We start from the raw sequence: 24,772 nt of genomic DNA, 5'->3' as shown, positions 1-24,772 counted from the left end.
AATGAGAATATTATCAACTATCTAATTTTTATACAATTCAAAGCCATTAATTTGCGTAATTTTTACGCAAATTAATCAGCTTGACGACGCAAGAACGCAGGGATATCTAGATATGACAACTGATCCTCCGCCCCCTTCGATGACTCTTGAGTTTTTTCACTCACCTTAGCCTGAACATCTTCCGAAGAAGTCGCTTCTTCTTTTTGCACAACAGAAGCTGTCACGACAGGCTTTGACACTGTCTCGACCACAGGAGTAGCACCGGAAGAAGTAGGAGCCTGACTAGAAACCGACTTAGCAGCGGACACATCACCCACAGCCACTTTCATTTCAACATTCGAACTATTACCTTCCAAACCAGTCGCGACCACAGTCACACGCATTTCATCTTCCACAGAAGGGTCAATAGCACAACCAATTACGACGGTTGCATCTTCAGATGCATACTCTTCAATGATTCCACCTACTTCAGTAAATTCAGAAAGCCCGACTTCTTCGTTCGCCGTAATATTAACCAGCACCCCACGGGCACCTTTTAAATTAATATCTTCAAGCAAAGGGTTGTGTATTGCCGCTTCTGCAGCAACACGAGCACGATCCTCACCAATTGCAGCACCAGTCCCCATCATTGCCATCCCCATTTCGGACATAACCGTCTTAACGTCTGCAAAGTCAACGTTAATCAAACCAGGGCGCATAATAAGGTCTGTAATACCTTGAACAGCGTTAAACAAAACATTGTTTGCTTCACCAAACGCCTTCAAAAGAGAAATATTTTTTCCTAATACAGGAAGTAAACGCTCGTTGGGGACCGTAATAAGAGAATCAACATTCTCCCGCAATTCTTGAAGCCCAGCATCAGCCACTTTTGCACGACGACGACCTTCAAAAGGAAACGGTTTAGTGACTACTGCAACAGTAAGAATCCCCAAATCTCTCGCTACTTGCGCAATAACAGGGGCCGCACCCGTTCCGGTACCTCCACCCATGCCTGCTGTAATAAATACCATATCAGCCCCTGTAAGGAGCTGAGTGATTTTTTCCTGATCCTCTAAAGCTGAGTCACGCCCTACTGACGGATTAGCCCCCGCTCCAAGCCCCTTAGTAACGGTAGTACCAAGCTGCAAGGTAACACCCGAATCCAATCCCATCAAAGCTTTTGAATCGGTATTGGCACAGATAAATTCCACGCCTTCTAGTTGATTTTCCAACATATGACGAACTGCATTACCGCCACCACCACCAACACCAACAACCTTTATGACAGCATTGTCGGATAAATTTTCATCTGCTAAATCAAACACATTCATGGGCGACACGCTCCTAAAAATCTGCTGCCAAAATGACAATTATTAAATATAACTTTGAAACCAATTTTTTACTTTATGCCAAGCTTTCGCTGCACTGAAAGACGGCTTGATTTCATCACTGCTATAATCTTGTGAATTTCTACTATTTCCAGCCCTCAAAACATTTGAAGGTTCAGCACTTACTTCATCCATTCCAGCATTTCCATTTGCTAATAAACCAACACTTGTCGCATACATAGAGTTGTCGACAATTTCCGAAATCCCTTTAATCCTAGCAGGTGTTGCCAATCGAACAGGCATATCAAAGATACGCTCCGCAAGCTCGACAGCACCTTCCATCAATGCCGTACCACCCGTTATAACTATTCCAGCAGGAATACGCTCAGCGAAACCACTTCGCTGTAACTCATCATAAATAAGCTGATAAATTTCTTCGTATCTTGCCTCTACCACCTCTGCCAATGCATGTCGTGATATTGAGCGAGACTGACGATCACCTACACTTGGTACATCTATCACCTGATCAGCAGAAGCTAATGATGATAATGCGCACGCATATTTAATTTTTATATCTTCTGCGTGAACAGTTGGCGTTCGCAACGCCATAGAAATATCATTAGTTACTTGATCACCTGCGACTGGCACGACAGACGTATGGTGCAATGCACCATCAACCCAAACAGCAATGTCTGACGTTCCCGCACCTACATCAACAAGGCAGACACCAAGCTCCTTCTCGTCTTCACTCAAACTCGTATCGCTGGCTGCCAACTGCGACAAAATAACGCCATCAACACCCAAACCACACTTCTTAATGCACTTTTCAACGTTCATGACGGCGTTTGCTGCGCCAGATACTAGGTGAACATTTGCCTCCAAACGCACACCAGACATCCCTAAAGGATCTCTAATACCTTCTTGAGAGTCGATTTGAAACTCTTGCGGCAAAACATGAAGAAGACGCTGATCTGATGAGATTGGTACTGCTTGCGCAGCATCGATTACTCGCTCAATGTCCTCTTTTTGAACTTCTCCGTCCTTAACCGCAACAATACCATGAGAGTTTTGGCTTCGAATATGACTTCCAGCAACACTGACATAAACCGAGTGAATATTACAGCCAGCCATCAACTCTGCTTCTTCTACAGCTCTTTGAATAGACTGAACTGTAGATTCAATATTAATAACAACACCTCTTTTCATGCCTTTAGCAGGGTGAGTACCAATACCAACAATTTCAACGTCACCATCATCAAGCATCTCGCCTACTACACAAGTAACCTTTGATGTGCCAACGTCTAAGCCAACTATCATTCAACCTTCCTAGCTCTAGCTAAATCGCAACTTTTATACATATCTGAAAGCAACATGTAAGCCAAATTTATAATTTTTTGTTCCATTGCACCGATACTCCATGAGGATACCGAGCATCAACTAACAAAATATTCTTTATTTTACCTGATAAATCACTTTTATACACGGCAATAAATCGCTGTAAACGTTCTAAAACCTTGTCTCGACCAAGTTTTACATATACACCGTTTTGAAACTTGATATTCCAAGCGCCACGCTCCTCAAGAACCAACTCTTTGATCCTTAATTTAGAGTTTGACAACATTTGACTCATCAAACCAAACTGGTCTAATGCAATTTGACTACTCGCATCCGGCCCCTCTAAATTCGCCAGTGGCAGAATTTCACCGTTTTTTGGTGCAATCACCTCCCCGTTAGAGGTAATAACCTGCCTAGAATTCCAATGCGCTATTGGTTTATGCTCACTGACCTCAACAACAATTTTGTCTGGCCAAACCTTGCGAATTCTTACACTTTCAACCCACTCTGGCGACAGCGCAACGCTCTCAGCCCGCTCTAAAGACAAAGTCAACAGACTCTCTCCAAGCAAAACACTGTAAGCAAATTGAAGCTGTTGTCGATCCGCGTTAATTAGATCCCCTGCGATTTCAATGCTCTTAACTGCAAACCAACGTTCATTGGGCGCACTGTCTTTCTCTCCCTGAAAAACAGCGAACACAATGAGCGAAATCGCTCCAATCAATGCCGCTAAACGCATTTTTTAGACACCGTTAGTTGAGCTCCATGCAGAGTTTAATATTCTTTCAACTAGGTCTTGGTATTTCATGCCAGTAGAGGCCGCCGACATAGGAACTAGACTGTGAGACGTCATTCCCGGAGAAGTATTTACCTCAAGCACAGAAAAGTGACCATTCATCCGTCGCATTACATCGACTCGCCCCCATCCCTCACAACCAACAGCTTTATAAGCCTCAAGAGACAAAGCCTTAAGTTGTGACTCTTCTAAATCACTTAATCCACAGGGAAGCAAATACTCGGTATCGTCAGCCAGATACTTAGCATCATAATCATAAAGCTGATGATCTTCAGACGGTTTTAAGCCAATGACAGGATAAACTTCATCATCAATAATGGTCACTGTAAATTCAGGACCCTCAATAAATTCTTCTACCAAAATATCCGAATCGTACTTAAGAGCATCTTCGAGAGCGACACGCAATTGGTCAGCATTTTCAGCTTTACTAATGCCTAAAGTGGAGCCTTCACGGGATGGTTTTACGATCACTGGATATTCAAGCTGACGCTCTATGGATTCGATGGAAACCTTACCTGCACCTGATATGTACTCCGGCGTGGGGATTCCCATTCCTATCCATAACTTTTTCGTCATCAATTTATCCATCGCTAAAGCACACGCAAGTTGACGACTTCCTGTATATGGCTTTGACAATAAATCTAATACAGCCTGTATATGACCATCCTCTCCATCACCACCATGCAAGGCAATAAAAGCAACATCAAATTTCTCAGCAGTTAACTGGGCTATTGGATCACTGTTTCGCTGCTCACCAAACAAATCAATGCCAAACGCATCGTACCCTTTCCCTATAAGAGCCTCTAGTATCAAGCCTCCAGACTCAAGAGAAACCTCTCTCTCAGCACATTTACCACCATATAGAACCGCAATACGAGCATCTTGTAATTTCATTAATTTATCACTCCTGTTGCAGCAAGCTTACGAGAAATAACACCTATATTCCCAGCTCCTTGAGTAATCAACAAATCGTCATCACGCAACACATTAGCTAAAATAGACTGTAACTCGCTTTCATCACGGACATGAATAGGATCAACATTTCCTCGCATCCGAATGCTACCACAAAGAGATTTACTGTCCGCTCCGCTAATAGGCGTTTCACCCGCAGCATATACATCTAGCAAAATCAACACATCCACTTTAGATAAAACACGCACAAAGTCCTCATAGAGATCTCGCGTGCGAGTGAAGCGATGAGGCTGATACACCATGACCAAACGCTTATCTTGCCAACCATCTCGTATTGCATTAACCGTCGCTAACACCTCACTAGGGTGATGTCCGTAGTCATCAACAAACATAACCTTACCGCCCGATGATAATTCAAGGGGATCCATCTCTTGAAATCTTCGCCCAACACCTTCAAATCCCATTAACCCAGCCTGAATAATTTTTGGGTCCACCCCTAAATCACTCGCAACTGCGATCGTCGCCAATGCATTTAAGACATTATGTTTACCCGGCATAGGCAATCGAATCCTAATTGGCTCCCCTTCAGGCAGGTGTGCTAGAAATTCACAGTAGCGCCCTGATTGCTTGATATCAGTAGCGTAAAAGTCCGCCTCACTCTCAATACCGTAGGTCAAAACCGGACGACTCAATTCAGGCAAAATCGACCGCACATTTTCATCATCAATACACAAGACAGCCAATCCGTAAAATGGCAAATTATGTATAAATTCAATAAATGTGCGCTTTACCTGTTCAAAGTCCCCTTGATACGTGTCCATATGATCTTCATCAATATTAGTCACAATCACCGTTTGTGGCTGCAAGTGCAGAAACGATGCGTCACTTTCATCAGCTTCAGCAACAAGGTATTTACTGCTGCCAAGTTGAGCATTGGTGCCAGCACTTGTCAGCTTCCCACCAATTACAAACGTGGGAGCATCTCCTGTTGCCGTTAAAATTGACGACATTAAGCTCGTCGTTGTCGTTTTTCCATGAGTACCTGCAACGGCAATACCATGGCGATAGCGCATCAATTCAGCGAGCATTTCAGCTCGTCTTACGATAGGAATTCGATGCTCTTTCCCCCATTTTATTTCAGGGTTCTCCTCATTTATCGCTGTAGAAACGACAATAACGTGAGCATCGAACACATTCTCTTCTTTGTGCCCGATGTAGACACCGATACCCATATCTTCCAAACGTTGCGTAGTAGAGCTTGTTTTAATATCCGAGCCAGAAACTTGATACCCTTGATTATGAAGAACCTCAGCGATTCCACACATACCAACACCACCAATACCGATAAAGTGCACCTTTTGAATTCTACGCATTGCAGGAATATCGTATTGAAATTTATTTTCATTCATTATTTTGCATACCTTAAACAGTTCGACACTACATTCTGAGTAGCATCAGGCAAAGCAAGCCTTTTTGCACTCTCGCCCATTTCTTTTAACTTATCCTGATCCGTTACAACGGATTGAAGTAATTTTGCGACTGTCGGAACATTTAAATCAGACTGCGGCAACAAAAATGCACCGCCGAGCTTTGATAAATGTTTCGCATTTTCTGTTTGATGATCATCAATAGCATGAGGAAAAGGAATTAAGATAGACGGCAGACCAGCGACAGCAAGCTCACTTACTGTCATAGCCCCAGCACGACAAACAACGATGTCCGCCCAATAATAAGCTTGAGCCATATTCTCGATATAAGGTTCGACGCGAGCACTTTCAATTCCATGATTTTGATAGGATAACTGAACTTCATCAATGTTGTTTCGTCCAGTTTGATGCCAAACATCAAGTCGCTCACTTCCCTGCCATTCAGCCAAAAACTCCGGAATCAACTCATTAATTGCTCTTGCACCCAAGCTACCGCCTACAACCAGTAACTTTAAAGGACGCGAAACATTCGAACGAGCGGCTCGCACATCTTGACTTAATATATCGTCTCTTACTGGGTTTCCTACAGTCAATGCAGCTGGAAGAGCCCCATCAAATGCCTGTAACTTAAGCGTAGCTACTTTCGAAAGTAACTTATTTGTGGTTCCTGCAATCGCATTTTGCTCGTGGATAACAAGCGGAATACCTAACATTTTAGCAGCCACGCCGCCAGGTCCTGCGACAAAACCTCCCATTCCAAGAACGACAGAAGGTTTTAAAGTGCGCAATATAGCGACGGCCTGACCAATGGCATGAAGAACTTGAAAAGGTGCTTTTGCGAGCCCCAACAACCCTTTTCCTCTAACACCTTTGATCGAAATAACCTCTAATGGGATATTGTGTGCTGGCACAATACTTTCTTCCATCCCACCTTTCGAACCTAGCCAGACAACTTTAAACCCCAACTGACTAAAGCGATTCGCACACGCGAGAGCAGGGTATATATGCCCACCTGTACCGCCCGCCATAATAACAACCGTTCTTTCCTGACTCACTCTAACACCTTACCCTCATGCTCTGATGTATCTGCCGCTTGACTCTCGTTGATCACGTCAGATTCAACATTCGACAACTTATTTTCAATATCCACCCGCGCGACGACAAAAAGAGACCCAAGCGTAATAATCAAGCTACTGCCGCCGTAACTAATAAGAGGCAACGTCAGTCCTTTTGTTGGTAGGAAGCCCGTATTTACCCCCACATTAATAATCACTTGAGCCAGTATAAGAATTGCGAAACCAAAGCACATGTATCCCGCGAACGGCCTTGCGTGCAACAAAGCGCGATGACCAATCTTAAAAATTCGCGACACCAGCACCGCAAAAAGACACAGAAGAAGCACTCCACCCAATAAGCCAGTCTCTTCAACCCAAATAGAAAAAACGAAATCGGTATGCGCTTCTGGCAAGTAACTTAATTTTTGTACACTGTTCCCTAGACCGAGCCCAAACCACTCTCCTCGACCGTAAGCAATTAATGCCTGACTGAGTTGATAACCATCATTGAAAGGGTCAGCCCAAGGATCTACAAAATTCATTAAGCGTTTAACACGATAGCTTTCAGAGAATGCCAACCCAGCCATAACCAACACAGCCATAATAACGATAGCGATAAATTGATAGACAGGAGCTCCGCCGATAAAAAGAAGCGCGATTACAGTTCCAATCAGCACCACAGAAGCACCGAAATCAGGCTCCATCATTAAGAAAATCAGAAAAAGTGACGTCAAACAAAGAGGCAAAGCAAATCCGATAAGGTTCTCTCTAACACGCTCAGCTCGTCGAACAAGGTAGCCTGATACATAAACTACCATACACACCTTCGCTACCTCTGAAGCTTGTAGATTGAAAACAATTAAATTAATCCAGCGTCGACTGCCATTCACGGTTTTACCTATTCCAGGCATTAAAACCAACACCAACAAGATCAACGAGAGAAGCATCATAAATATGCCCCATTTCTGAAGGTTATGCGTTGGTATTTGCAACATCATAAACCCAAATGAGACACCAATAATCAGATACAAAATCTGACGGCCCATAAAAAAATATGGGGTATTATGAATCGACTCTGACACCGAAATCGATGCACTGGCTACCATAACGATACCCAATGCCAAAATTGCTACAAGCGACATAACAAACCACACATCAACCCGCCCAATCTGAGAAGCGGTTAATGGTTCAAATATGTCGCTGAGCTTAATCCTCATAATGCTTCGACCAACTCCACGAAGTGCTCGCCTCGCTCTTCAAAACCTTTATACATATCAAAACTCGCACAGGCGGGAGAGAACAAAACAATATCACCTTGCTGAGAAACATCATGTGCCATTGACACCGCAGAATCCAAACCCTCAACAAATTCACACTTTACTGAGTTCGAAACAACTTTTGAAATATTCGTGGCATCCTTACCAAATAAAACAACTTGCTTCACAAACTTATCGATAGGCACAGAAAGTGGAGAAAAATCAGCATCTTTTCCTATACCACCCGCAATTAAGATAATATTTTTGTTTTTCAAACTTCCTAATCCAGAAAGCGCGGCCAGAGTCGCTCCAACATTCGTCCCTTTTGAGTCGTTTATGTAGGTCACATCATTAACAACTGAAACCGTTTCACATCGATGAGGTAACCCTTTAAATTCATAGAGTGCCTGAGCAATTGCCGGCGCCTCAATATCAATACCGAGCAAATCAAGAATTGATAATGCCGCCAAAACGTTCGCATAGTTGTGAACACCCTGCAAAGCAATTTCAGATGAGTGATATAACGGCTTTACTCCCTTTGACAACCAAACACCCTGATCATCGGGCAACAGACCAAACTCTTTAAGGTCAGGGCTTCCTGTAGTAAAGGCTCGAACAGGAGTATCTTGAGCCAACAGAGGCGCTGTAAGTATATCTTGCTTATTACATACGGCAGATTTACAACCTCGATAAATGCGCTGCTTGGCACGCTGATAGGAATAGAGGTCATCATAGCGATCCATATGATCTTCACTGACGTTGAGCATACAAGCAACATCTGCTTTTAAAGCATGTGTCGTTTCCAACTGAAAACTAGACAACTCTAGAACGTAATAGTCCGCTTCGTGAGACAATACATCCAGCGCCGGAAGCCCTAAATTCCCTCCGGCCTGCGCCCTTTTACCCACCGACTTCAATAAATATTCAACCAGCGTGGTTACTGTGCTTTTCGCGTTTGAACCTGTTATAGCGATAAAAGGCACATCGACATATTCAGCAAAAAGGTCAATATCCCCCCTCATCGCTACACCTTGATCGGCCAAGGTCTTCAACACTGGTGTAGATAAAGGCACACCGGGACTAACATACAACTCTGTCACCCCTAGACGCAAAAGAGGCTCAAGCGACCCCGTAAATATACGAGTATTGTCACAAAATGTTTTGACTTCATCCAACCCTGGCGGGTTTTCTCTGGAATCCACAATAACGAAATCAATGCCTTTCTCTGCTAAAAACTTGGCACATGAAACACCTGACTTACCAAGCCCAACTACTGCCCGAACCTTATCAGATCCAATTAAACCCATGCCAACCTCTTTAACGTACTTTCAACGTAGCAAATCCAACGAGAACCAAACAGACTGTGATAATCCAAAACCGAACGATTACTTTAGGTTCAGCCCATCCTTTCAATTCAAAGTGATGATGGATTGGTGCCATACGAAATATACGTCGTTTCGTCAGTCGATAAGATGCAACTTGTAATATGACAGAAACCGTCTCCATTACAAAAACGCCCCCCATGATAAACAGAACAAGCTCTTGTCGAACAATGACCGCAATCACTCCCAATGCAGCCCCTAACGCCAGCGCACCAACATCCCCCATAAATATTTGAGCGGGGTAGGTATTAAACCAAAGAAAACCCAATCCAGCTCCGACAAGTGCTGCACAAAACACAATGAGTTCACCAGCGCCTTCAACATAGGGAATCAGCAAATAATCTGCGAATCGAATATTACCAGTAAGATAAGCAAAGACACCTAACGCACCACCCACTAGAACCGTCGGCAAAATAGCTAAACCATCTAAGCCATCAGTCAAATTAACCGCATTACTCGTTCCAACAATAACAAAATACGTGAGCACAACAAAAAACACACCCAGAGGAATGGCAACATCTTTAAATAGTGGAACAATGAGCGATGTTTCAGCGGGTGTAGAAGCTGTCATATATAGATACAGCGCTGCAGCTAATCCAAACACACTTTGCCAAAGATATTTCCATTTAGCGGGCAAGCCACGTGGGTTTTTCTCAACAACTTTGCGATAGTCATCCACCCAGCCGACCAAGCCGAATGCCAACGTCGTCAACACAACTACCCATATATACTGGTTTGTTAGATCACCCCAAAGTAATGTACTAATACAGATTGAAAAAATAATCAGCGCGCCGCCCATTGTCGGCGTACCCTCTTTACTTAAATGGGTCTGTGGTCCATCTGATCTCACCGCCTGACCAATCTGTAGCGTTTGCAATAAACGGATTACTCGCTTCCCGATAAGCAAGGAAATAAAGAGCGCAGTCAGAACGCCCAAAATAGCCCTTAAGGAAAGGTAATTAAACACAGAAAAAAAAGTGAAGTACTTACTTAAGTAAGCCGTTAAAAAAAGTAGCATTTTAGGACAATTCCTAGATTTTTATAGCGTTTACAATATCGTCCATCTTAGAAGACCGTGAGCCTTTCACCAAGACAGCATGTTCATTATTTAAGGTTAACAAAAACCGCGCGAGACTTTCTTTCGTTGCGTAAACGCGTCCTTCTTTTCCCGCTTTTTCAAATTCGTCGGCTGCCATTCCAGCAACTGGCCCAACAGCCAAAACGTGATCTATACCGGCCTCAGCCGCATATCGCCCAAGATTCCGATGAATACTCTCTTCCTTATCTCCCAACTCACCAAGCGCTCCCAACACCAACCACTTTGTGGGTTTATCTTGCATCGCAAGCACATCAATGCCAGCTTCAACAGAAGTTGGGCTGGCATTGTAACAGTCATCAATCAAGAGAACGTTATTTTTCGTCAAGCCAAATTCCATTCTTCTTGGGACGACAACTGCTTTTGAAATACCCGCCAATGCATCATTAAAGGATACACCAGCAGCCATCATAGCCAGCATGACAGCCAAAGCATTATAAATTTGGTGTTTGCCCGGAGATGGCACAGTTACCAAAGACGCCTGCCCCATAAAGTGAACAGTACAAGTAGATGCATTTGCCCCAAGAACTAAATTTGACGTGTAAATATCCGCACGTGAATCAAGCAACGAAAAACTAAAAACTCTACGAGAGCCCGCAATATTCCGCCAATAATCAAAAAATGGATCATCGAAGTTCAAAACAATAGCTGATGACGGAAGTGAAAACGCAATCAAATTGCCTTTTTCCTTTGCAATCGCCTCTGTTGTACCAAAACCCTCTAAATGACTGCCACTTGCATTTGTTAAAATGACAACATCTGACTGAATCGTTTTGGAAAGAATCTCGATTTCACCGGGGAAACTGGTGCCCGCTTCAATAACAGCATAATCATGAGTATTTTCTATCTGAATAAGCGTCTGGGGCACGCCAATTTGGTTGTTATAATTACTTTGGGTCTTGAGCACACTTCCGAATTCACTCAAAGACTGAGCCAACCAATCTTTTACACTGGTTTTTCCATTACTGCCCGTAATCCCAAACACACAGCCCTGAAACTCCAGACGCAAATACTGCGCGATCGCTTGATACGCTTTCAACGTATCCTGAACAACTACTCGCGGCTCAACTAACGAATCAAAACTCGCATCAACTACAACACCACCCGCACCCTGAGACATTGCATTGACAACGAAAGCGTGCCCGTCAAAATTTTCACCGCGCAACGCCACAAAAAGCTTTCCAGAAAGATCCTCTCTAGAGTCCGTAGAAACATCTGATACAACACAGTCTTCTCCGAATAGAACACCGCCACAAAGATTTGCAATATGAGATAACTTAAGTTTTTTAAGCATATTTTTTCAGAGCGCTTAACGCCTCTTCTTTATCATCAAAGTGATATTTCACACCATTAACGTCTTGATACGTTTCATGGCCCTTTCCTGCGATCAGCACAATTTCGTTACTCGACGCAGAGAGAATCGCATGCTCAATAGCGTTCCGACGATCCTTATCTACAATCACCTTCTGCCTTTCGATTTCTGAAATACCCTTTAACGCATCCTGAATAATATCATCTGGAGATTCTGTCCTTGGGTTATCCGTGGTCAATATAATTTTGTCGGCATTCTCAAATGCGGCTTGCATCATTTGAGAACGCTTTCCTTTATCCCTATCACCACCACAACCAAATACACAAGTAACCGGAGCATTCGAATGAACAGACAGAGCTTTTAATGCGACAGACAGCGCATCAGGCGTATGTGCATAATCCACCAGAACGACAGGCGTTTTCGCTGTACTCTCAAGCAACACCTTTTCCATCCGACCGGGAGCGCCCTTAAGCTCATTAAGTGCTGATATCAACGCCAGCTTATTTTCGGTTAACGGCCAGACTGACGCCAATGCACCCACAGCATTTTCAACATTGAATTCCCCCATAAGAGGCAACTCAACCTCATAATGGGCCTCAGCAACAGAAAGAGTAAAAGTGCAACCTGCCGCATGGTAAACCACATTGCTTATTGCAAAATCATCCTCAGATCGCTCCCCGTAATACAGTCTTTCACCATTCGCTTTTTCACTCATGAAGTTATAGTAATCAGATTGACTACAGAAAATCGCGCGTGCCACTGACGGAAGGCGGAATAATTTACGCTTAGCCTCAGCGTAATTCTCCATTGAGCCGTGATAATCGAGGTGGTCCTGAGACAGGTTCGAAAATATTGCTGTATTAATAGCCACTCCGTTAACTCTATTTTGATCTAAAGCATGAGATGAAACTTCAAAAGCAACTAAGTCAACACACTCTTTTTCGAACCGAGCCAACGTTTTTTGCAACGTAAGCAGATCTGGCGTAGTTTGTTTCGCTTCGCGCAGACTATTGAGCTTCCCAACACCAAAGGTACCAATAATTGCACTGGTTAAACCTATTGCGTCAGCAAGTTGAGCAACGTAAAAGCAAATAGAAGATTTTCCGTTTGTGCCCGTGACGGCTATTAGGTGACGTGGCGCTTTCCCTATCGACTGTTCTACAAGCGCTTTTAAGAAAGCATAAACATTGTCAGAGGCGATGACGTTCAACGAACCATTTCGATTCTGAAAAATCTCTTTTCCAACATTAGATGGAACAATGGCATACTTACACCCCTGTTTTTCAACAGCATCAAGATAATCCCACCCATTGCTTTCTACACCCGGCAAAGCGACAAAAAGCGTCTCAGAGGACACCTTTCTACTGTCTGTTTCCACATTAGTTAGCGGATAATTTAAGTCTTCAAACCGACCATCAAGCGATAGAAAGCGTTCAAACTCGCTAAGTTGAAACATCCAATTACCCTCCCTGCGCTAGTCGATATGGCACCTTTGGCTCTAGTCGAACTTCCCGTAGACCCTCGGGTAGATCAGGCGTCACATTCAGTGTGGTTAACGCACCTTCCATCACACGCGAAAACACAGGTGCGGCAACTTCACCGCCGTAATATTTTCGCCCTTTGGGGTCGTTCACAATGACAACCATTGCAAGACGCGGGTCAGAGGCAGGAGCAATACCTGCAAAAATGGCATTGTATTGGTCGTATTCGTAGCCCTGAGAACCCACCCTGTGAACAGTACCTGTTTTGCCCGCTACGCGATAACCAGGGATACGAGCACGCTTACCTGAGCCCCTCAAGACAACAGATTCCAGCATACTAACGACTGATTTAGAGACATTTGGCGGTAACACCTGCTTCCCTTCGAGCGGCAGCTCTTGCTTGAGTAAGGTAACAGGAACTTTATAGCCATCATTAGCAAGCACCATATAAGCTTGAGCTAACTGAAGCGTGGTTACCGACAGACCGTAACCATATGATAACGTCGCAATTTCAGCTGGATGCCACTTAGGTCGTGAGGGTAATACACCTGTGGCCTCCCCAGGAAAACCAATACCAGCAAGAGAGCCGATACCCAGCTCATAGTCTAAATTCCACACTGTATCTTGAGGCAGTGACAGCGTGATTTTTGACGTCCCCACATTACTGGATTTTACCAAAACGGTTTCTAAATCGATCTTACCGTAATTACCCAAATCTCGTATTGTTTGTCTACCAAACCTCAAGTAGCCTGGGTGAGTATCAATAATCGACTCAGTTGTGTACTGACCAGATCTCAGTGCCGCGGACACAGTGAACGGTTTCATCGTTGAGCCTGGCTCAAATAGATCAATAACAGCTCGGTTACGCAACTGATCATATTCTAGAGTAGATCGGTCGTTTGGGTTATAAGAAGGTTGATTCACCATAGCGAGAATTTCGCCCGTTTTTACATCCAGAATAACCGCTGAAGCCGACGCTGCTCTATTTTGAGTCACTGCAGCTTTAAGCTCTCGATACGCAAGATATTGAAGACGAAGATCAATACTCAGTTCGATATTCTCACCTGGGTGTTCTGGCAAATCTTGACCAATACGAAGTATTTCATTCCCTTTTAAATCTTTGAGATAGGATCTTTTACCGGGAGTACCCTGCAAACTGCTTTCATATGCAAGCTCCAGTCCTTCCTGACCTTTATCATCAATACCGGTAAAACCAACGACATGCGCCGTCACTTCACCAGAAGGGTAAAACCGCTTATATTCTTTACGTTTACTCACCCCAACAACTTTAGCGGCCATTATTTCATCCGCATCTTGAGGTGGAATTTGGCGACGCAAGTACATAAATGCTTTGTTGCGGTTAAACTCAAACTTCTCTTGTAACCACGCTCGCCCAAGCCCTGTCACTTTTGCTAACCGATCCATTTCGGCTTGGGGTGTGGTTTTTGCCTTAGGATCTTTTTCAAGCTCCCACAACTTTCTGGGGTTAGCAATTATTGTCCACGTTGGCGTGCTTACAGCAAGCGGCTCGCCATTACGATCAAGTATCATTCCACGTGTAGCGGGTATCGAAACCGTTCGAACTGCTCTCATTTCACCCTGACTTTGCAAAAAATCCTTTTTCACGACAGACAAATAAAACAGACGTCCACCCGCAACAGAAAACAGAACCGCCGCCACTAGGTAGATGAAGTAAATTCGCCATTTATCAGGCCTAAAATGCCCGTTACTTTCATTCATGGTTTAACAATAATTAACTCATTTTGACTTGGTGCATGCATATTTAGCTCTTTCACTGCGGCTTGCTCCAATCGACTTGGTTGAGTCAAAGCACTTTGCTCTAACAGCAACTGCCCCCATACAACCTCTAAATTCACTTCTTCTTTTTTAAGACTTTGTAAGTATGAAAAATCCTTCCGGAATTCGTAGACCTGAACGATCAATACAATGGCAAGCACCACAACAGCAATAACCGACAAGACATACGAAGAAAGCCATTTTTCTTTAGTCACGAATTCGCTCCAACACCCGAAGCACTGCACTTCGAGACCGAACATTACTACTCACCTCATCTTTGGAAGGCTTTGTCGCTTTACCAATGGTCTTAAACTTAATATCCAAATGAGCGTTTTGAATAGGCAAATGACGCGGTAAGTCAGGCCCTTTGGACATTTTTTTCATAAACCGCTTAACGATTCGATCCTCCAATGAGTGGAAGCTGATCACAACCAAACGCCCACCAACCTTCAACGAATCAACCGCAGCTTCTAAACCTTTTTCAAGATCTCCAAGCTCATTATTTATGAATATTCGAATTCCTTGGAACGCCCGGGTAGCAGGGTTTTTTCCTTTTTCCCAAGCGGGGTTAGCTTCTGCAACAATCTTTGATAACTGCGCTGTTGTCGTAATAGGAACCTCGGAGCGTTTTTCACATATTGCTCTTGCGATCCGACGGGAGAAGCGCTCTTCACCAAACTGATACATAACATCCGCTATTTCTTTCTCATCCGCTACAGCGATCCATTCAGCGGCGCTCATCCCTTTATCAGGGTTCATCCGCATATCTAACGGGCCGTCATTCATAAAACTAAAGCCGCGTTCTGCATCATCAAGTTGAGGAGATGACACCCCAAGGTCCATCATAATGCCATCGATTTGTTCCGTGCCAAAAACACTTGGTATGTGCTCAAGCATATTGGCAAAACTGTCTTGTACGATTGAAAACCTCGAGTCTTCAACCTCCAATTTTTTCCCGTATTCGATTGCTACTGGGTCTTTGTCGAACCCTAACAACTGACCGTCTCTCAATTTAGAAAGCACTAATCGGGTGTGACCTCCACGCCCAAACGTCCCATCAACATATTGGCCCGATTCATCGGTAATCAGCATGTCTACCGATTCATTTAGCATGACACTAATATGTTCGTGTTCATTGCTCGTCATAAAGAGATATCCATCATATTGTCTAGTTGAAAATCTTCTAAAGCCGCTTCTGATAAGTATTCATCTCTTTGAGACTCCCACTCTTCGAGGCTCCAGATTTCAATTTTTTTGCCTTGACCAAGCAGTGTTACTTTTTTGTCTAACTTGGCAAAGTCGCGCAGGGGAGCAGGCAGTAACACCCTCCCCGCCTTATCTATTTCTAAATCCGTCGCGTGCCCTACCAGTAAACGCTGCAAGCGCCTCGCCTGAGGTTGAAAACTTGGTAGGCGATCCAATTTTTCTTGTATTTGCTCCCACTCATCTAAGGGGTACAAAAGCAAACATCGAGACGACGGATCAATCGTTACAACAACGTGGCTAGCTTCTTCGCATTCTAATTCATCTCGCAAGCGCGCAGGCAAAGACATTCGGCCTTTGGCATCAACGCTAATTTGATGAATTCCACGAAACACGATCTACAACCCCACTTATCGACACTTTATCCCACAATTTAACACTTTTTGAAAAAAATGGTAAAAAAAATCGTCCAAATTAACAAAATCGATACGAACATAAGTCATAGACTCCTCCCTATAAAGGGACGACCTTTATTATCAATCTGGATAATCAGATTTAATTATATAAAAGCGAGCGATACACAAATTCACGATTAAAATAACCGAGGTAACTTGCAAAACACCGAGGGCAACACGGAACGAGAAAATTAAAACACAAGAAAAAGTTGATTTTGGGGGGGAGCATTAAACTAGATAACAAAAGGGGAAAAGTTTGCAAGCTGGCCGATAAGCCGGGTTCTGTCGTGGACAGCCATTCATCTAATACGTACATCACTGCACGTCTTTAGCGACCTACCCGAACTCAGTGCGGGTCACACCAATGAGCTCCTATTTGGTCTTGCTTCAAGTGGGGTTTACCTTGCCACGAACTGTTACCAGTCGCGCGGTGCGCTCTTACCGCACCATTTCAACCTTACCGGCAGCGAACTGCTTAGGCGGTTTATTTTCTGCTGCACTTTCCGTAGGCTTTCGCCCCCCAGGCGTTACCTGGCACTTTACCCTGCGAAGCCCGGACTTTCCTCCCCCTTTAAAAAGGCGGCGACTGCCTGGCCAGCTTGCGCAGCGCATGTTAATGATTGAGAGACTAAATGCAAGAAAAATAAAACATTCAGCTCAACTTTCAACGTAAAGGCAACCTAAAGTCCACCCTCAAGCCACCAGAGGTAACATTTTTTGCAGAAATAACGCCGCCGTGAGCTTGAACAATCCGCTTAGCAATCGTCAAACCAACACCGTATCCGCCTGTATTCGATTCTCTAGCAGATGAAGACCTAAAAAATGCATGGAAGATTTTTTCCAACATATCTTCAGGCACCCCAGTACCCGAATCGATTATAGACACTAAAGCATAATCCGACTCAACGTCACTGACGATACGTACAGTGCCGTTTTCTCCTGTATAAAAGCAAGCATTCCTCAGAACATTCTCAAGAGCATGCCTTAACTGCAATGCATCTCCAAACAACTCAACAGGCAGCTCACCCTCCTTAACTATTTCAATACCTTTAAGCTGACTTTCAAAGCTTACATCATCGACGATCTCATCAAGCCACGATTGAAAATCAATAGTTTCTTTCTTAAGAGACCCTGCCTCTAATCGAGAAAGAGTCAATACTTGACCGATCAACTCGTCAAGCTCGTGCAGCTCGCGCCGAATTCGGTCGAGATAGCTCTGCTGTGAATCACTACCACGCTTATCTTCTGCAATTGTCAACGCCACTTCAATTCGAGCAAGTGGCGTTCTCAGCTCATGGGAAACATCTCGCATTAAGCGCTCTTTAGAACTAAGCAAAAGATCAATGCGCTCCGCCATGTCGTTAAACTCTCTAGCAAGATCACCAATCATATCGTGCCGTTTGATCAATCCACCTTCCATTCGAGCGTTAGTTTCCCCAAAGCCAAGAGAACGAACCTTTCTCTGTAACCCCAGTAAAGGAGACAGCAGCCAATAACTCAAAATGGCGCTTGATACCAACAAACCCAATACAGAAAAACCTAAAATCACAGCTGGAGCAAGCGGCGGAGGTTCTGGGTGCGAACGATAAATCAGAAGATATTGCGCATCACTAACGCCAATAATTGGCACAAATTGACTTCTAACAAAATCAGAAAATGGTCGACCTAAATCATCAGGCGGCTCTCTTTTACCTTCTTCTTGACGCACATTTTCTGGCAAGACACCTTCTTCTGGGCCTCCCCTAGGATCTCTCGGCAAAGGGCGTAGAAGAGGTCGCCCGTTTTCTTGATAAAGATAGATCCTTCCATTTAGCTCAGCTTCAATATCTCGAACTTTGTCACGTAGAGCCCTGACACCTAGAGCCTCATACTCCTTAACCAAAACAATGCCGATTTCCCCTAAACGTTCATCCGATATTCTATTATTTTGCTCCATCCAATAGACTAAAGAGAAACCTATTGTCACGACCACTACGTTCGACAACAAAACAACCAAAAAAACGCGAAAAAAAGTATTTTTCATCCTTTGAACTTATCCTTAGTCCACTGACTCCACAAATATATAACCAACTCCGCGCACTGTTTTAATCCGAGCATCTCCAGATTTTTGGTTTCCGACCTTTTTACGCAAATTACTGATATGCATATCTAAGCTGCGATCATACATAGTCAACTTTCGCCCAAGCGCTTTCTCAGACAACTCTTGCTTCGTCAACACCTGCCCAGGCACCATGAGCATGCATTCTAACAACGTATATTCTGAGGTCGTTAGATCAACCAGCTCCCCATCCAAATGCACCGTTCGATCTTTACGACGTAATAACACCCCAGACATTTCAATATCCGTCACAGTGTCGTCGTCTTTTTCCTGAGTAGATCGCCTTAATATTGCCTTAATTCGCGCCAATAACTCTCTCGGATTAAATGGTTTTGACAAGTAATCATCTGCTCCCATCTCCAAACCGAGAATGCGATCTATATCATCGCCTTTAGCCGTTAACATTATTACCGGCACTGTGCTTTTCGACCGGATCTGTTTTAACGTATCAAACCCATCCAATTCGGGCATCATGACATCCAAAATAACGATATCAGGCATTTCTTGTGCCATACAATCGAGCGCTTCTCGTCCATTCCAAGCATGGGTTACATCATAACCCTCACCATCAAAGTATTCTTTAATAAGCTCCGACAAGCGCGCATCATCGTCCGCTAATAATAATTTAACCATGCCGATACCTTCATTCCTTACAATTCAAATTTATAGACCATGTTAACGTACTCAAAATAAAAACCCAGCGGCCTTTTCAATGTCTTTACAATTAAGGAAATCGAACTTAAAAGGACAATATTGACGTACACAACAGAGTTGAAACTTGCAGAGAGGCTTAAAACAAACATAAAAAAAGCGTGAATAATTCACGCTTTTTTTTCGATCAAGCCACTTACATTGACAATTACTTAATTTCGATAGCTTGCTCTTCGATGCGAGCCTTCCACTCAGCAGGCCCCGTAAGATGAACGGACGTTCCTTCTGAATCAACCGCTACTGTAACGGGCATATCAACGACATCAAACTCGTAAATTGCTTCCATACCCATCTCTGGGAACGCAACCACATCTGCTTTCTTTATCGCTTTGGAGACCAGATAGGCTGCACCACCTACCGCCATCAAATACACAGCACCAAACTCTTTAATCGCCTCAATGGCTGCCGGTCCGCGTTCCGCCTTACCAATCATACCCAGCAAGCCAGTTTTTTCTAACATAGTGTGGGTGAACTTATCCATACGAGTTGAAGTTGTTGGGCCTGCAGGTCCTACCGCTTCATCTTTCACTGGGTCAACTGGGCCAACGTAGTAAATAAATCGCCCTTTCAGGTCAACGGGCAACTCTTCACCATTCGCAATCATTTCAACCATTTTTTTATGAGCAGCATCGCGACCAGTTAACATTTTACCGTTCAGCAATACCGTTTCACCCGGCTTCCATTCCTTTACTTCTTCAGGTGTGACATCGTTTAAATTAACACGACGAACAGAATCTCCGACTTCCCATGTAATATCTGGCCAGTCATCCAAAGAAGGAGGAACCAGATCCGCAGGTCCAGTACCATCCAGAACAAAGTGAGCGTGACGAGTCGCTGCACAGTTAGGAATCATAGCAACGGGCAAAGATGCAGCATGAGTCGGATAATCCATGATTTTCACGTCAAGAACCGTCGTTAGACCACCTAGACCTTGAGCACCAATACCTAAACTATTTACCGCATCGAAGATTTCTAAACGAAGCTCTTCAACTTTATTTTGTGGGCCTCGCTCTTTTAGCTCATGGATATCAATAGGGTCCATCAACGACTCTTTTGCCATAACCATGGCTTTTTCGGCCGTACCGCCGATACCAATACCCAACATTCCTGGTGGACACCAGCCAGCACCCATCGTTGGGACTGTTTTCTTAACCCACTCAACAATAGAGTCGGACGGATTCAACATCGCCAGCTTAGATTTGTTTTCCGAACCACCACCTTTAGCTGCAACATGAACTTCGACCGTATCTCCAGGCACTATTTCCATATGGATAACGGCAGGCGTATTGTCCTTGGTATTTTTACGAGCACCAGCAGGGTCAGCCAGAATAGAGGCGCGAAGAACATTATCTGGGTTCAAATAGGCACGACGCACACCTTCGTTAATCATATCAGTGACGCTTTTTGAGCTCTCCCACTGAACATTCATTCCGACTTTTACAAAAACCGTCACAATCCCTGTATCTTGACAGATAGGGCGCTTACCCTCAGCACACATGCGTGAGTTGATCAAAATCTGCGCCATTGCATCTTTGGCAGCCTGACTCTCCTCACGTTCGTACGCTTCATGAACGCCTTTAACAAAGTCGATAGGATGGTAATAAGAGATAAACTGCAATGCGTCCGCAACGCTATCTATCAGATCATCTTCTTTAATAATGCTCATGCCTCTCTCCTGCTGAGTATTGTGTTTATTTTAGTGCGAGAATGGTAAAAGATGAATCGCAGCAAAGAAAGAGCTACGCTTAATTTTCAATAAAAATATAGCCTATTCACGAAATAAATATCCTATTTTAGACACAAAAAAGCCCACTTTTATATTTCGCGGGCTTTATTTGGATTCCAAATACAAATAAGAATTACTACTTGTTAGTATTGGTTCCGTTGAGATCCTCATTGATCACCGGGCCAGATACAGAGTACTGCACATATTCCTCCAATATCGAAGCAGTAAATTTCTCACGCTCTTTCAAAGAAGATATTTGCTCTGCCTCCCAGTTAATTAACCGTACAAACACAGAATATTTTGAAATACAGCCATAATCTAAATCCTTGACACTGACACCATGCTGCTCCATCAATCGCAAAGATTGGTCAATAATCTTTTGCCCTTCATATTGATTTGAAGTTGCAACACTTTTCAGTAAACGTTCTATTTGCTGCACGGGGTTTTCGGAAAATCGCGGCTCTTTTGCCGCCGCTCGACTGACCATCAAAAACTTATCAAGCATTTCTTCAGTATGACGCTCTCGCTCATCAACATTTTCGATTACGGCAGTTTCACGCTCAAGCAACCTAATGAAAAGGCTTTTATTCTTAATATCAGAAAATTCCAGATCACGAAGAGACAACTCATTTTCTTGAAGTAGCGCAGTGACCTTGTCATATGCTTCAGTGGCTTTTTCCCCTCCTTTGGCAGCGCTAGATAAAGCATTTCGCAGCTGATGCATAATTTTAGCAGCACGATAGTCTTCTTTAAGTTGAAGATGCTGTTTATAGGCGCCTTGTCGATCATCCAGTTGTGACTGCAAATCCTCAAAGCCTTGCTGCGCTTCCTGCTCTGCACGCAAAGACGTCATTCGAATTTCGTTTTGACTTGCTTCCCATTCTTCGTACGCTTCCGCTCTTGCTCGAAAGGCTTTTTCTATTGCCTCTTCAAAACTTTGCTCTATTCGCGCTCTATCCGCTCGCTCCTGAAGCTCTTCTTGCTCCATTTCCGCCCGAGCATTTCGTTTTTGCGAAAGTAACTCTTTAGCCAACGTAAGCTGTGTCTCGAGATCTTCCATAACGGTTAAAACCGAAACTTCATCAAAATCAAGCAATCGCTCGCTGACTTTATTCCAATATTCGTCATCTTCAAACGGAAGGTCGGGATTACTTGAAGAATACTGATTACGAAGGGTATCTTGAAACTTTCCAGCTTGAGCTCGAAAAGCATTCGCTGCATCAATTACGTTGTCATTGTTTTGAGAGCTAGGATCATCATACGTATAACCCTTACTACCATTGGCTCTTTTTGGCTCTGTCATTACATCATCACTTACACTAATTGATGCCATATCGTTGTCACTTACGGTTTCTTCGCATTTCACTTCGTCATTGATCGGTTGGTCAGCGCGCTCTTGCACTTCCTCTACATCAAGGAGATCATCAGGGAACACGGATTCGGTATCGCCCTTTAACTCTTCTGAGATAGCGTCGTCCATTTTTTCATCAACATCGTTTTGGGAAGGCTGCGCTCCCCAAGATACTGAATCATTTGAGTTACATGACTCAACAGAGGCAGAATCAGCACTCGAACTCTCTGTCACTTCAGCCTCGTCAATCACATCGTCAAGAATCGTTTTAGCATTGGCATACGAACGGCCAGCATCAAACGGCTTTTCAGAAAAACGACGAGAATAAACAGAACCCGTCGGTTCTTGAGCAATCTCATCTTTGGCTCGGCTGTGCTTAGGAATACCGTTCCAACTTACTTTAAACAGCATCATACGATCACACAATTGGTGTGCAGGAATCTCACCTTGATTAAGCCCATTTTGATTAATTAGAGCCTCTGCATGGCGCAATGCCATCTGAGCTTCGGTGACATTGGATGATGTTGCTAAGTTCAGCAGTTTAATAACTTTGCTTATCGCTTTTTTTCGTCGACGCATATTCATGTATCTCGTCCCTATACCTACTATAATTATGAAGATTTAGGTCTCTGGAAAAATTTCGTAACTGAGTTTAGTAGTAAAGTTCACCGCTTGCTTCCGAAACATGCAGGTGATCTTCTAGCAATGTTCTTACTTTCTGCAAAATGTTAGCCAACTCCGAATCAGTATATGGAATTGGGCTTTTTTTTCCCCATATTGGCTCAGGCCAGCAGGCATCGTCTTCAAATCGCGCGACATGATGGAGGTGTAGCTGCGTAACTTTATTGCCTATAGCGGCAATATTTAGCTTATCAGCGGAAAAAGAGTCATGAATAGCCTCCGCTAACAGGCAACTTTCTGCCATCAGAGTCGATCGATCATCTTCGGATAACTGATAGATCTCTTTAACGCCAGCCCGTTTGGGAACAAGAATAAACCAAGGAAATTGACAATCATTTATCACCCGAAGTTCACATAGAGACAATTGCCCTACCAGCACCGAGTCATTCATTAATCGTTCGTCAAGCTGAAACATGTTTTACTTACCTATTTACAAGACTGCCTTTCATAAGCACTATAGCACCTTTAATAGCAATTCACTCACAGAACTTGGAGTCGGTATGCCTGAAATGCAATGCGTTTTGGACGCACAAGCAAAACTTGCTGAATGTCCTAGATGGGACGAACAATCTCAAACGCTATACTTTGTTGATATTGACTCATTTACGTTAAACGCGTTCCACCCGGGCAGCAACAAAACACAATCTAGAGCATTCGATGAAGAAATTGGCTGCTTTTCGCTAGATCAAAATGGCGGCTTCGTTGCGGCCTTCCGCTCTGGCGTATATACATTTGAGTCATTTGATGCAAAGCTAGTACCCTACTGGCTTGCAGATTACGATCAAAAAACCACTCGATTCAATGATGGTCGCTGCGATGCAAAAGGCCGCTTTCTTGCAGGAACAATGTACAGCCCAAAAGATGCGTTTTTAGGTGCTTTACATCAATTTTCAAACAAAACGGAAAACTTACTTGATCAGGCAGCATGGACATCAAACGGTTTGGCTTTCTCCCCTGATAATACCGTTATGTATTACTCAGACACTCCAAACCATATTGTATATAAATTTGATTACAACCTAGATACAGGTGTAGCCTCCAATAAAACAACGTTCATTGAGTTTCCAAGAGGAAAGGGTCGCCCCGACGGAGCAGCAGTCGATACAGATGGCAATTACTGGTCGGCACTATATCAAGGACAGCGAGTTGTAAAAATTAGCCCTGAGGGAGAGATTTTGGCAGAATACCCACTTCCAGCAACATACCCTACAATGTGTGCATTTGGTGGGCCAGAGATGAAAACCCTATATATCACCACTTGCCGAGCCGCACAAAGCGACGAGGAGCTTAAACAGTTCCCCAACGCAGGCGGAATTTTTGCATTAGAAGTTGATGCGACCGGACAATTTGAACCTCGCTTTGCGGGTTAATAAAAGAACATTAAGAGAAGA

General features: G+C 43.7%; 21 protein-coding genes and 1 other RNA gene. 1 reads left to right on the top strand and 21 read right to left on the bottom strand.

From position 1 onward, the window contains the following. Window positions 1-71 precede the first annotated feature (71 nt). From ftsZ to DFP79_RS07160, 21 genes are all read right to left on the bottom strand, one after another. Window positions 72-1,310 carry a cell division protein FtsZ gene (ftsZ, locus tag DFP79_RS07260; protein WP_133503261.1) on the bottom strand — a complete coding sequence of 413 codons (1,239 nt, stop codon included), beginning with the start codon at window positions 1,308-1,310 and terminating at the stop codon, window positions 72-74. A gap of 42 nt (window positions 1,311-1,352) precedes the next feature. Continuing rightward, window positions 1,353-2,624, bottom strand: a complete 1,272-nt coding sequence (gene ftsA / locus DFP79_RS07255; protein WP_133503260.1) for a cell division protein FtsA — start codon at window positions 2,622-2,624, stop codon at window positions 1,353-1,355. A 67-nt stretch (window positions 2,625-2,691) separates the two neighbouring features. Beyond that, complete coding sequence (locus DFP79_RS07250) at window positions 2,692-3,381, bottom strand: cell division protein FtsQ/DivIB (RefSeq protein ID WP_133503259.1); 690 nt, start codon at window positions 3,379-3,381, stop codon at window positions 2,692-2,694. A gap of 3 nt (window positions 3,382-3,384) precedes the next feature. Then, window positions 3,385-4,332 (bottom strand): D-alanine--D-alanine ligase, encoded by a 948-nt coding sequence (locus DFP79_RS07245; protein WP_133503258.1) that lies wholly within the window; start codon window positions 4,330-4,332, stop codon window positions 3,385-3,387. Then, window positions 4,332-5,759, bottom strand: coding sequence for a UDP-N-acetylmuramate--L-alanine ligase (gene murC, locus DFP79_RS07240; RefSeq protein ID WP_133503257.1), 1,428 nt, complete (start codon window positions 5,757-5,759; stop codon window positions 4,332-4,334). The genes DFP79_RS07245 and murC overlap by 1 nt, the downstream gene beginning before the upstream one ends. Further along, entirely contained in the window at window positions 5,759-6,832 is a 1,074-nt protein-coding gene (murG, locus tag DFP79_RS07235; RefSeq protein WP_133503256.1) for an undecaprenyldiphospho-muramoylpentapeptide beta-N-acetylglucosaminyltransferase, read from the bottom strand. The genes murC and murG overlap by 1 nt, the downstream gene beginning before the upstream one ends. Further along, window positions 6,829-8,049, bottom strand: a complete 1,221-nt coding sequence (gene ftsW, locus DFP79_RS07230; protein ID WP_133503255.1) for a putative lipid II flippase FtsW — start codon at window positions 8,047-8,049, stop codon at window positions 6,829-6,831. Before ftsW ends, murG begins: the two co-directional genes overlap by 4 nt. After that, the gene (gene murD, locus DFP79_RS07225; protein WP_133503254.1) at window positions 8,046-9,395 is read right to left on the bottom strand and encodes a UDP-N-acetylmuramoyl-L-alanine--D-glutamate ligase; all 1,350 of its coding nucleotides are present in this window, start codon (window positions 9,393-9,395) and stop codon (window positions 8,046-8,048) included. The genes ftsW and murD overlap by 4 nt, the downstream gene beginning before the upstream one ends. A gap of 10 nt (window positions 9,396-9,405) precedes the next feature. Beyond that, window positions 9,406-10,488: a phospho-N-acetylmuramoyl-pentapeptide-transferase gene (gene mraY / locus DFP79_RS07220; RefSeq protein ID WP_133503253.1), complete on the bottom strand. Its 1,083-nt coding sequence runs from the start codon at window positions 10,486-10,488 to the stop codon at window positions 9,406-9,408. 13 nt (window positions 10,489-10,501) lie between these two features. Further along, window positions 10,502-11,860: a UDP-N-acetylmuramoyl-tripeptide--D-alanyl-D-alanine ligase gene (locus DFP79_RS07215; protein ID WP_133503252.1), complete on the bottom strand. Its 1,359-nt coding sequence runs from the start codon at window positions 11,858-11,860 to the stop codon at window positions 10,502-10,504. Then, window positions 11,853-13,334 (bottom strand): UDP-N-acetylmuramoyl-L-alanyl-D-glutamate--2,6-diaminopimelate ligase, encoded by a 1,482-nt coding sequence (locus DFP79_RS07210; protein ID WP_133503251.1) that lies wholly within the window; start codon window positions 13,332-13,334, stop codon window positions 11,853-11,855. The genes DFP79_RS07215 and DFP79_RS07210 overlap by 8 nt, the downstream gene beginning before the upstream one ends. 4 nt (window positions 13,335-13,338) lie before the next feature. After that, window positions 13,339-15,099: a peptidoglycan D,D-transpeptidase FtsI family protein gene (locus tag DFP79_RS07205; RefSeq protein ID WP_133503250.1), complete on the bottom strand. Its 1,761-nt coding sequence runs from the start codon at window positions 15,097-15,099 to the stop codon at window positions 13,339-13,341. Continuing rightward, the gene (gene ftsL, locus DFP79_RS07200; RefSeq protein WP_133503249.1) at window positions 15,096-15,371 is read right to left on the bottom strand and encodes a cell division protein FtsL; all 276 of its coding nucleotides are present in this window, start codon (window positions 15,369-15,371) and stop codon (window positions 15,096-15,098) included. Before ftsL ends, DFP79_RS07205 begins: the two co-directional genes overlap by 4 nt. Beyond that, window positions 15,364-16,302, bottom strand: coding sequence for a 16S rRNA (cytosine(1402)-N(4))-methyltransferase RsmH (gene rsmH, locus DFP79_RS07195; protein WP_133503248.1), 939 nt, complete (start codon window positions 16,300-16,302; stop codon window positions 15,364-15,366). Before rsmH ends, ftsL begins: the two co-directional genes overlap by 8 nt. Further along, window positions 16,299-16,754 (bottom strand): division/cell wall cluster transcriptional repressor MraZ, encoded by a 456-nt coding sequence (mraZ, locus tag DFP79_RS07190; RefSeq protein ID WP_133503247.1) that lies wholly within the window; start codon window positions 16,752-16,754, stop codon window positions 16,299-16,301. Before mraZ ends, rsmH begins: the two co-directional genes overlap by 4 nt. A 315-nt stretch (window positions 16,755-17,069) precedes the next feature. Next, window positions 17,070-17,416: RNase P RNA component class A (rnpB, locus tag DFP79_RS07185), an RNA gene on the bottom strand. Window positions 17,417-17,478: 62 nt separating this feature from the next. Beyond that, complete coding sequence (locus DFP79_RS07180; protein ID WP_133503246.1) at window positions 17,479-18,837, bottom strand: HAMP domain-containing sensor histidine kinase; 1,359 nt, start codon at window positions 18,835-18,837, stop codon at window positions 17,479-17,481. Window positions 18,838-18,852: 15 nt separating this feature from the next. Continuing rightward, window positions 18,853-19,545: a response regulator transcription factor gene (locus DFP79_RS07175; RefSeq protein ID WP_133503245.1), complete on the bottom strand. Its 693-nt coding sequence runs from the start codon at window positions 19,543-19,545 to the stop codon at window positions 18,853-18,855. A gap of 226 nt (window positions 19,546-19,771) precedes the next feature. Further along, window positions 19,772-21,289 carry a fumarate hydratase gene (locus DFP79_RS07170; protein WP_133503244.1) on the bottom strand — a complete coding sequence of 506 codons (1,518 nt, stop codon included), beginning with the start codon at window positions 21,287-21,289 and terminating at the stop codon, window positions 19,772-19,774. A gap of 196 nt (window positions 21,290-21,485) precedes the next feature. After that, window positions 21,486-23,285: a DUF2786 domain-containing protein gene (locus DFP79_RS07165; protein WP_133503243.1), complete on the bottom strand. Its 1,800-nt coding sequence runs from the start codon at window positions 23,283-23,285 to the stop codon at window positions 21,486-21,488. Between the two features lie 67 nt (window positions 23,286-23,352). After that, window positions 23,353-23,796 carry an HIT domain-containing protein gene (locus DFP79_RS07160; RefSeq protein WP_133503242.1) on the bottom strand — a complete coding sequence of 148 codons (444 nt, stop codon included), beginning with the start codon at window positions 23,794-23,796 and terminating at the stop codon, window positions 23,353-23,355. Between the two features lie 85 nt (window positions 23,797-23,881). On the opposite strand from DFP79_RS07160, the gene DFP79_RS07155 reads away from it, so the two are divergent. Next, window positions 23,882-24,751, top strand: coding sequence for an SMP-30/gluconolactonase/LRE family protein (locus DFP79_RS07155; protein ID WP_133503241.1), 870 nt, complete (start codon window positions 23,882-23,884; stop codon window positions 24,749-24,751). Window positions 24,752-24,772: the final 21 nt, after the last annotated feature.

It is taken from the genome of Marinomonas balearica, assembly GCF_004362145.1.
Classification (GTDB): domain Bacteria; phylum Pseudomonadota; class Gammaproteobacteria; order Pseudomonadales; family Marinomonadaceae; genus Marinomonas; species Marinomonas balearica.
This window is presented reverse-complemented; position numbering and strand designations above follow the sequence as displayed.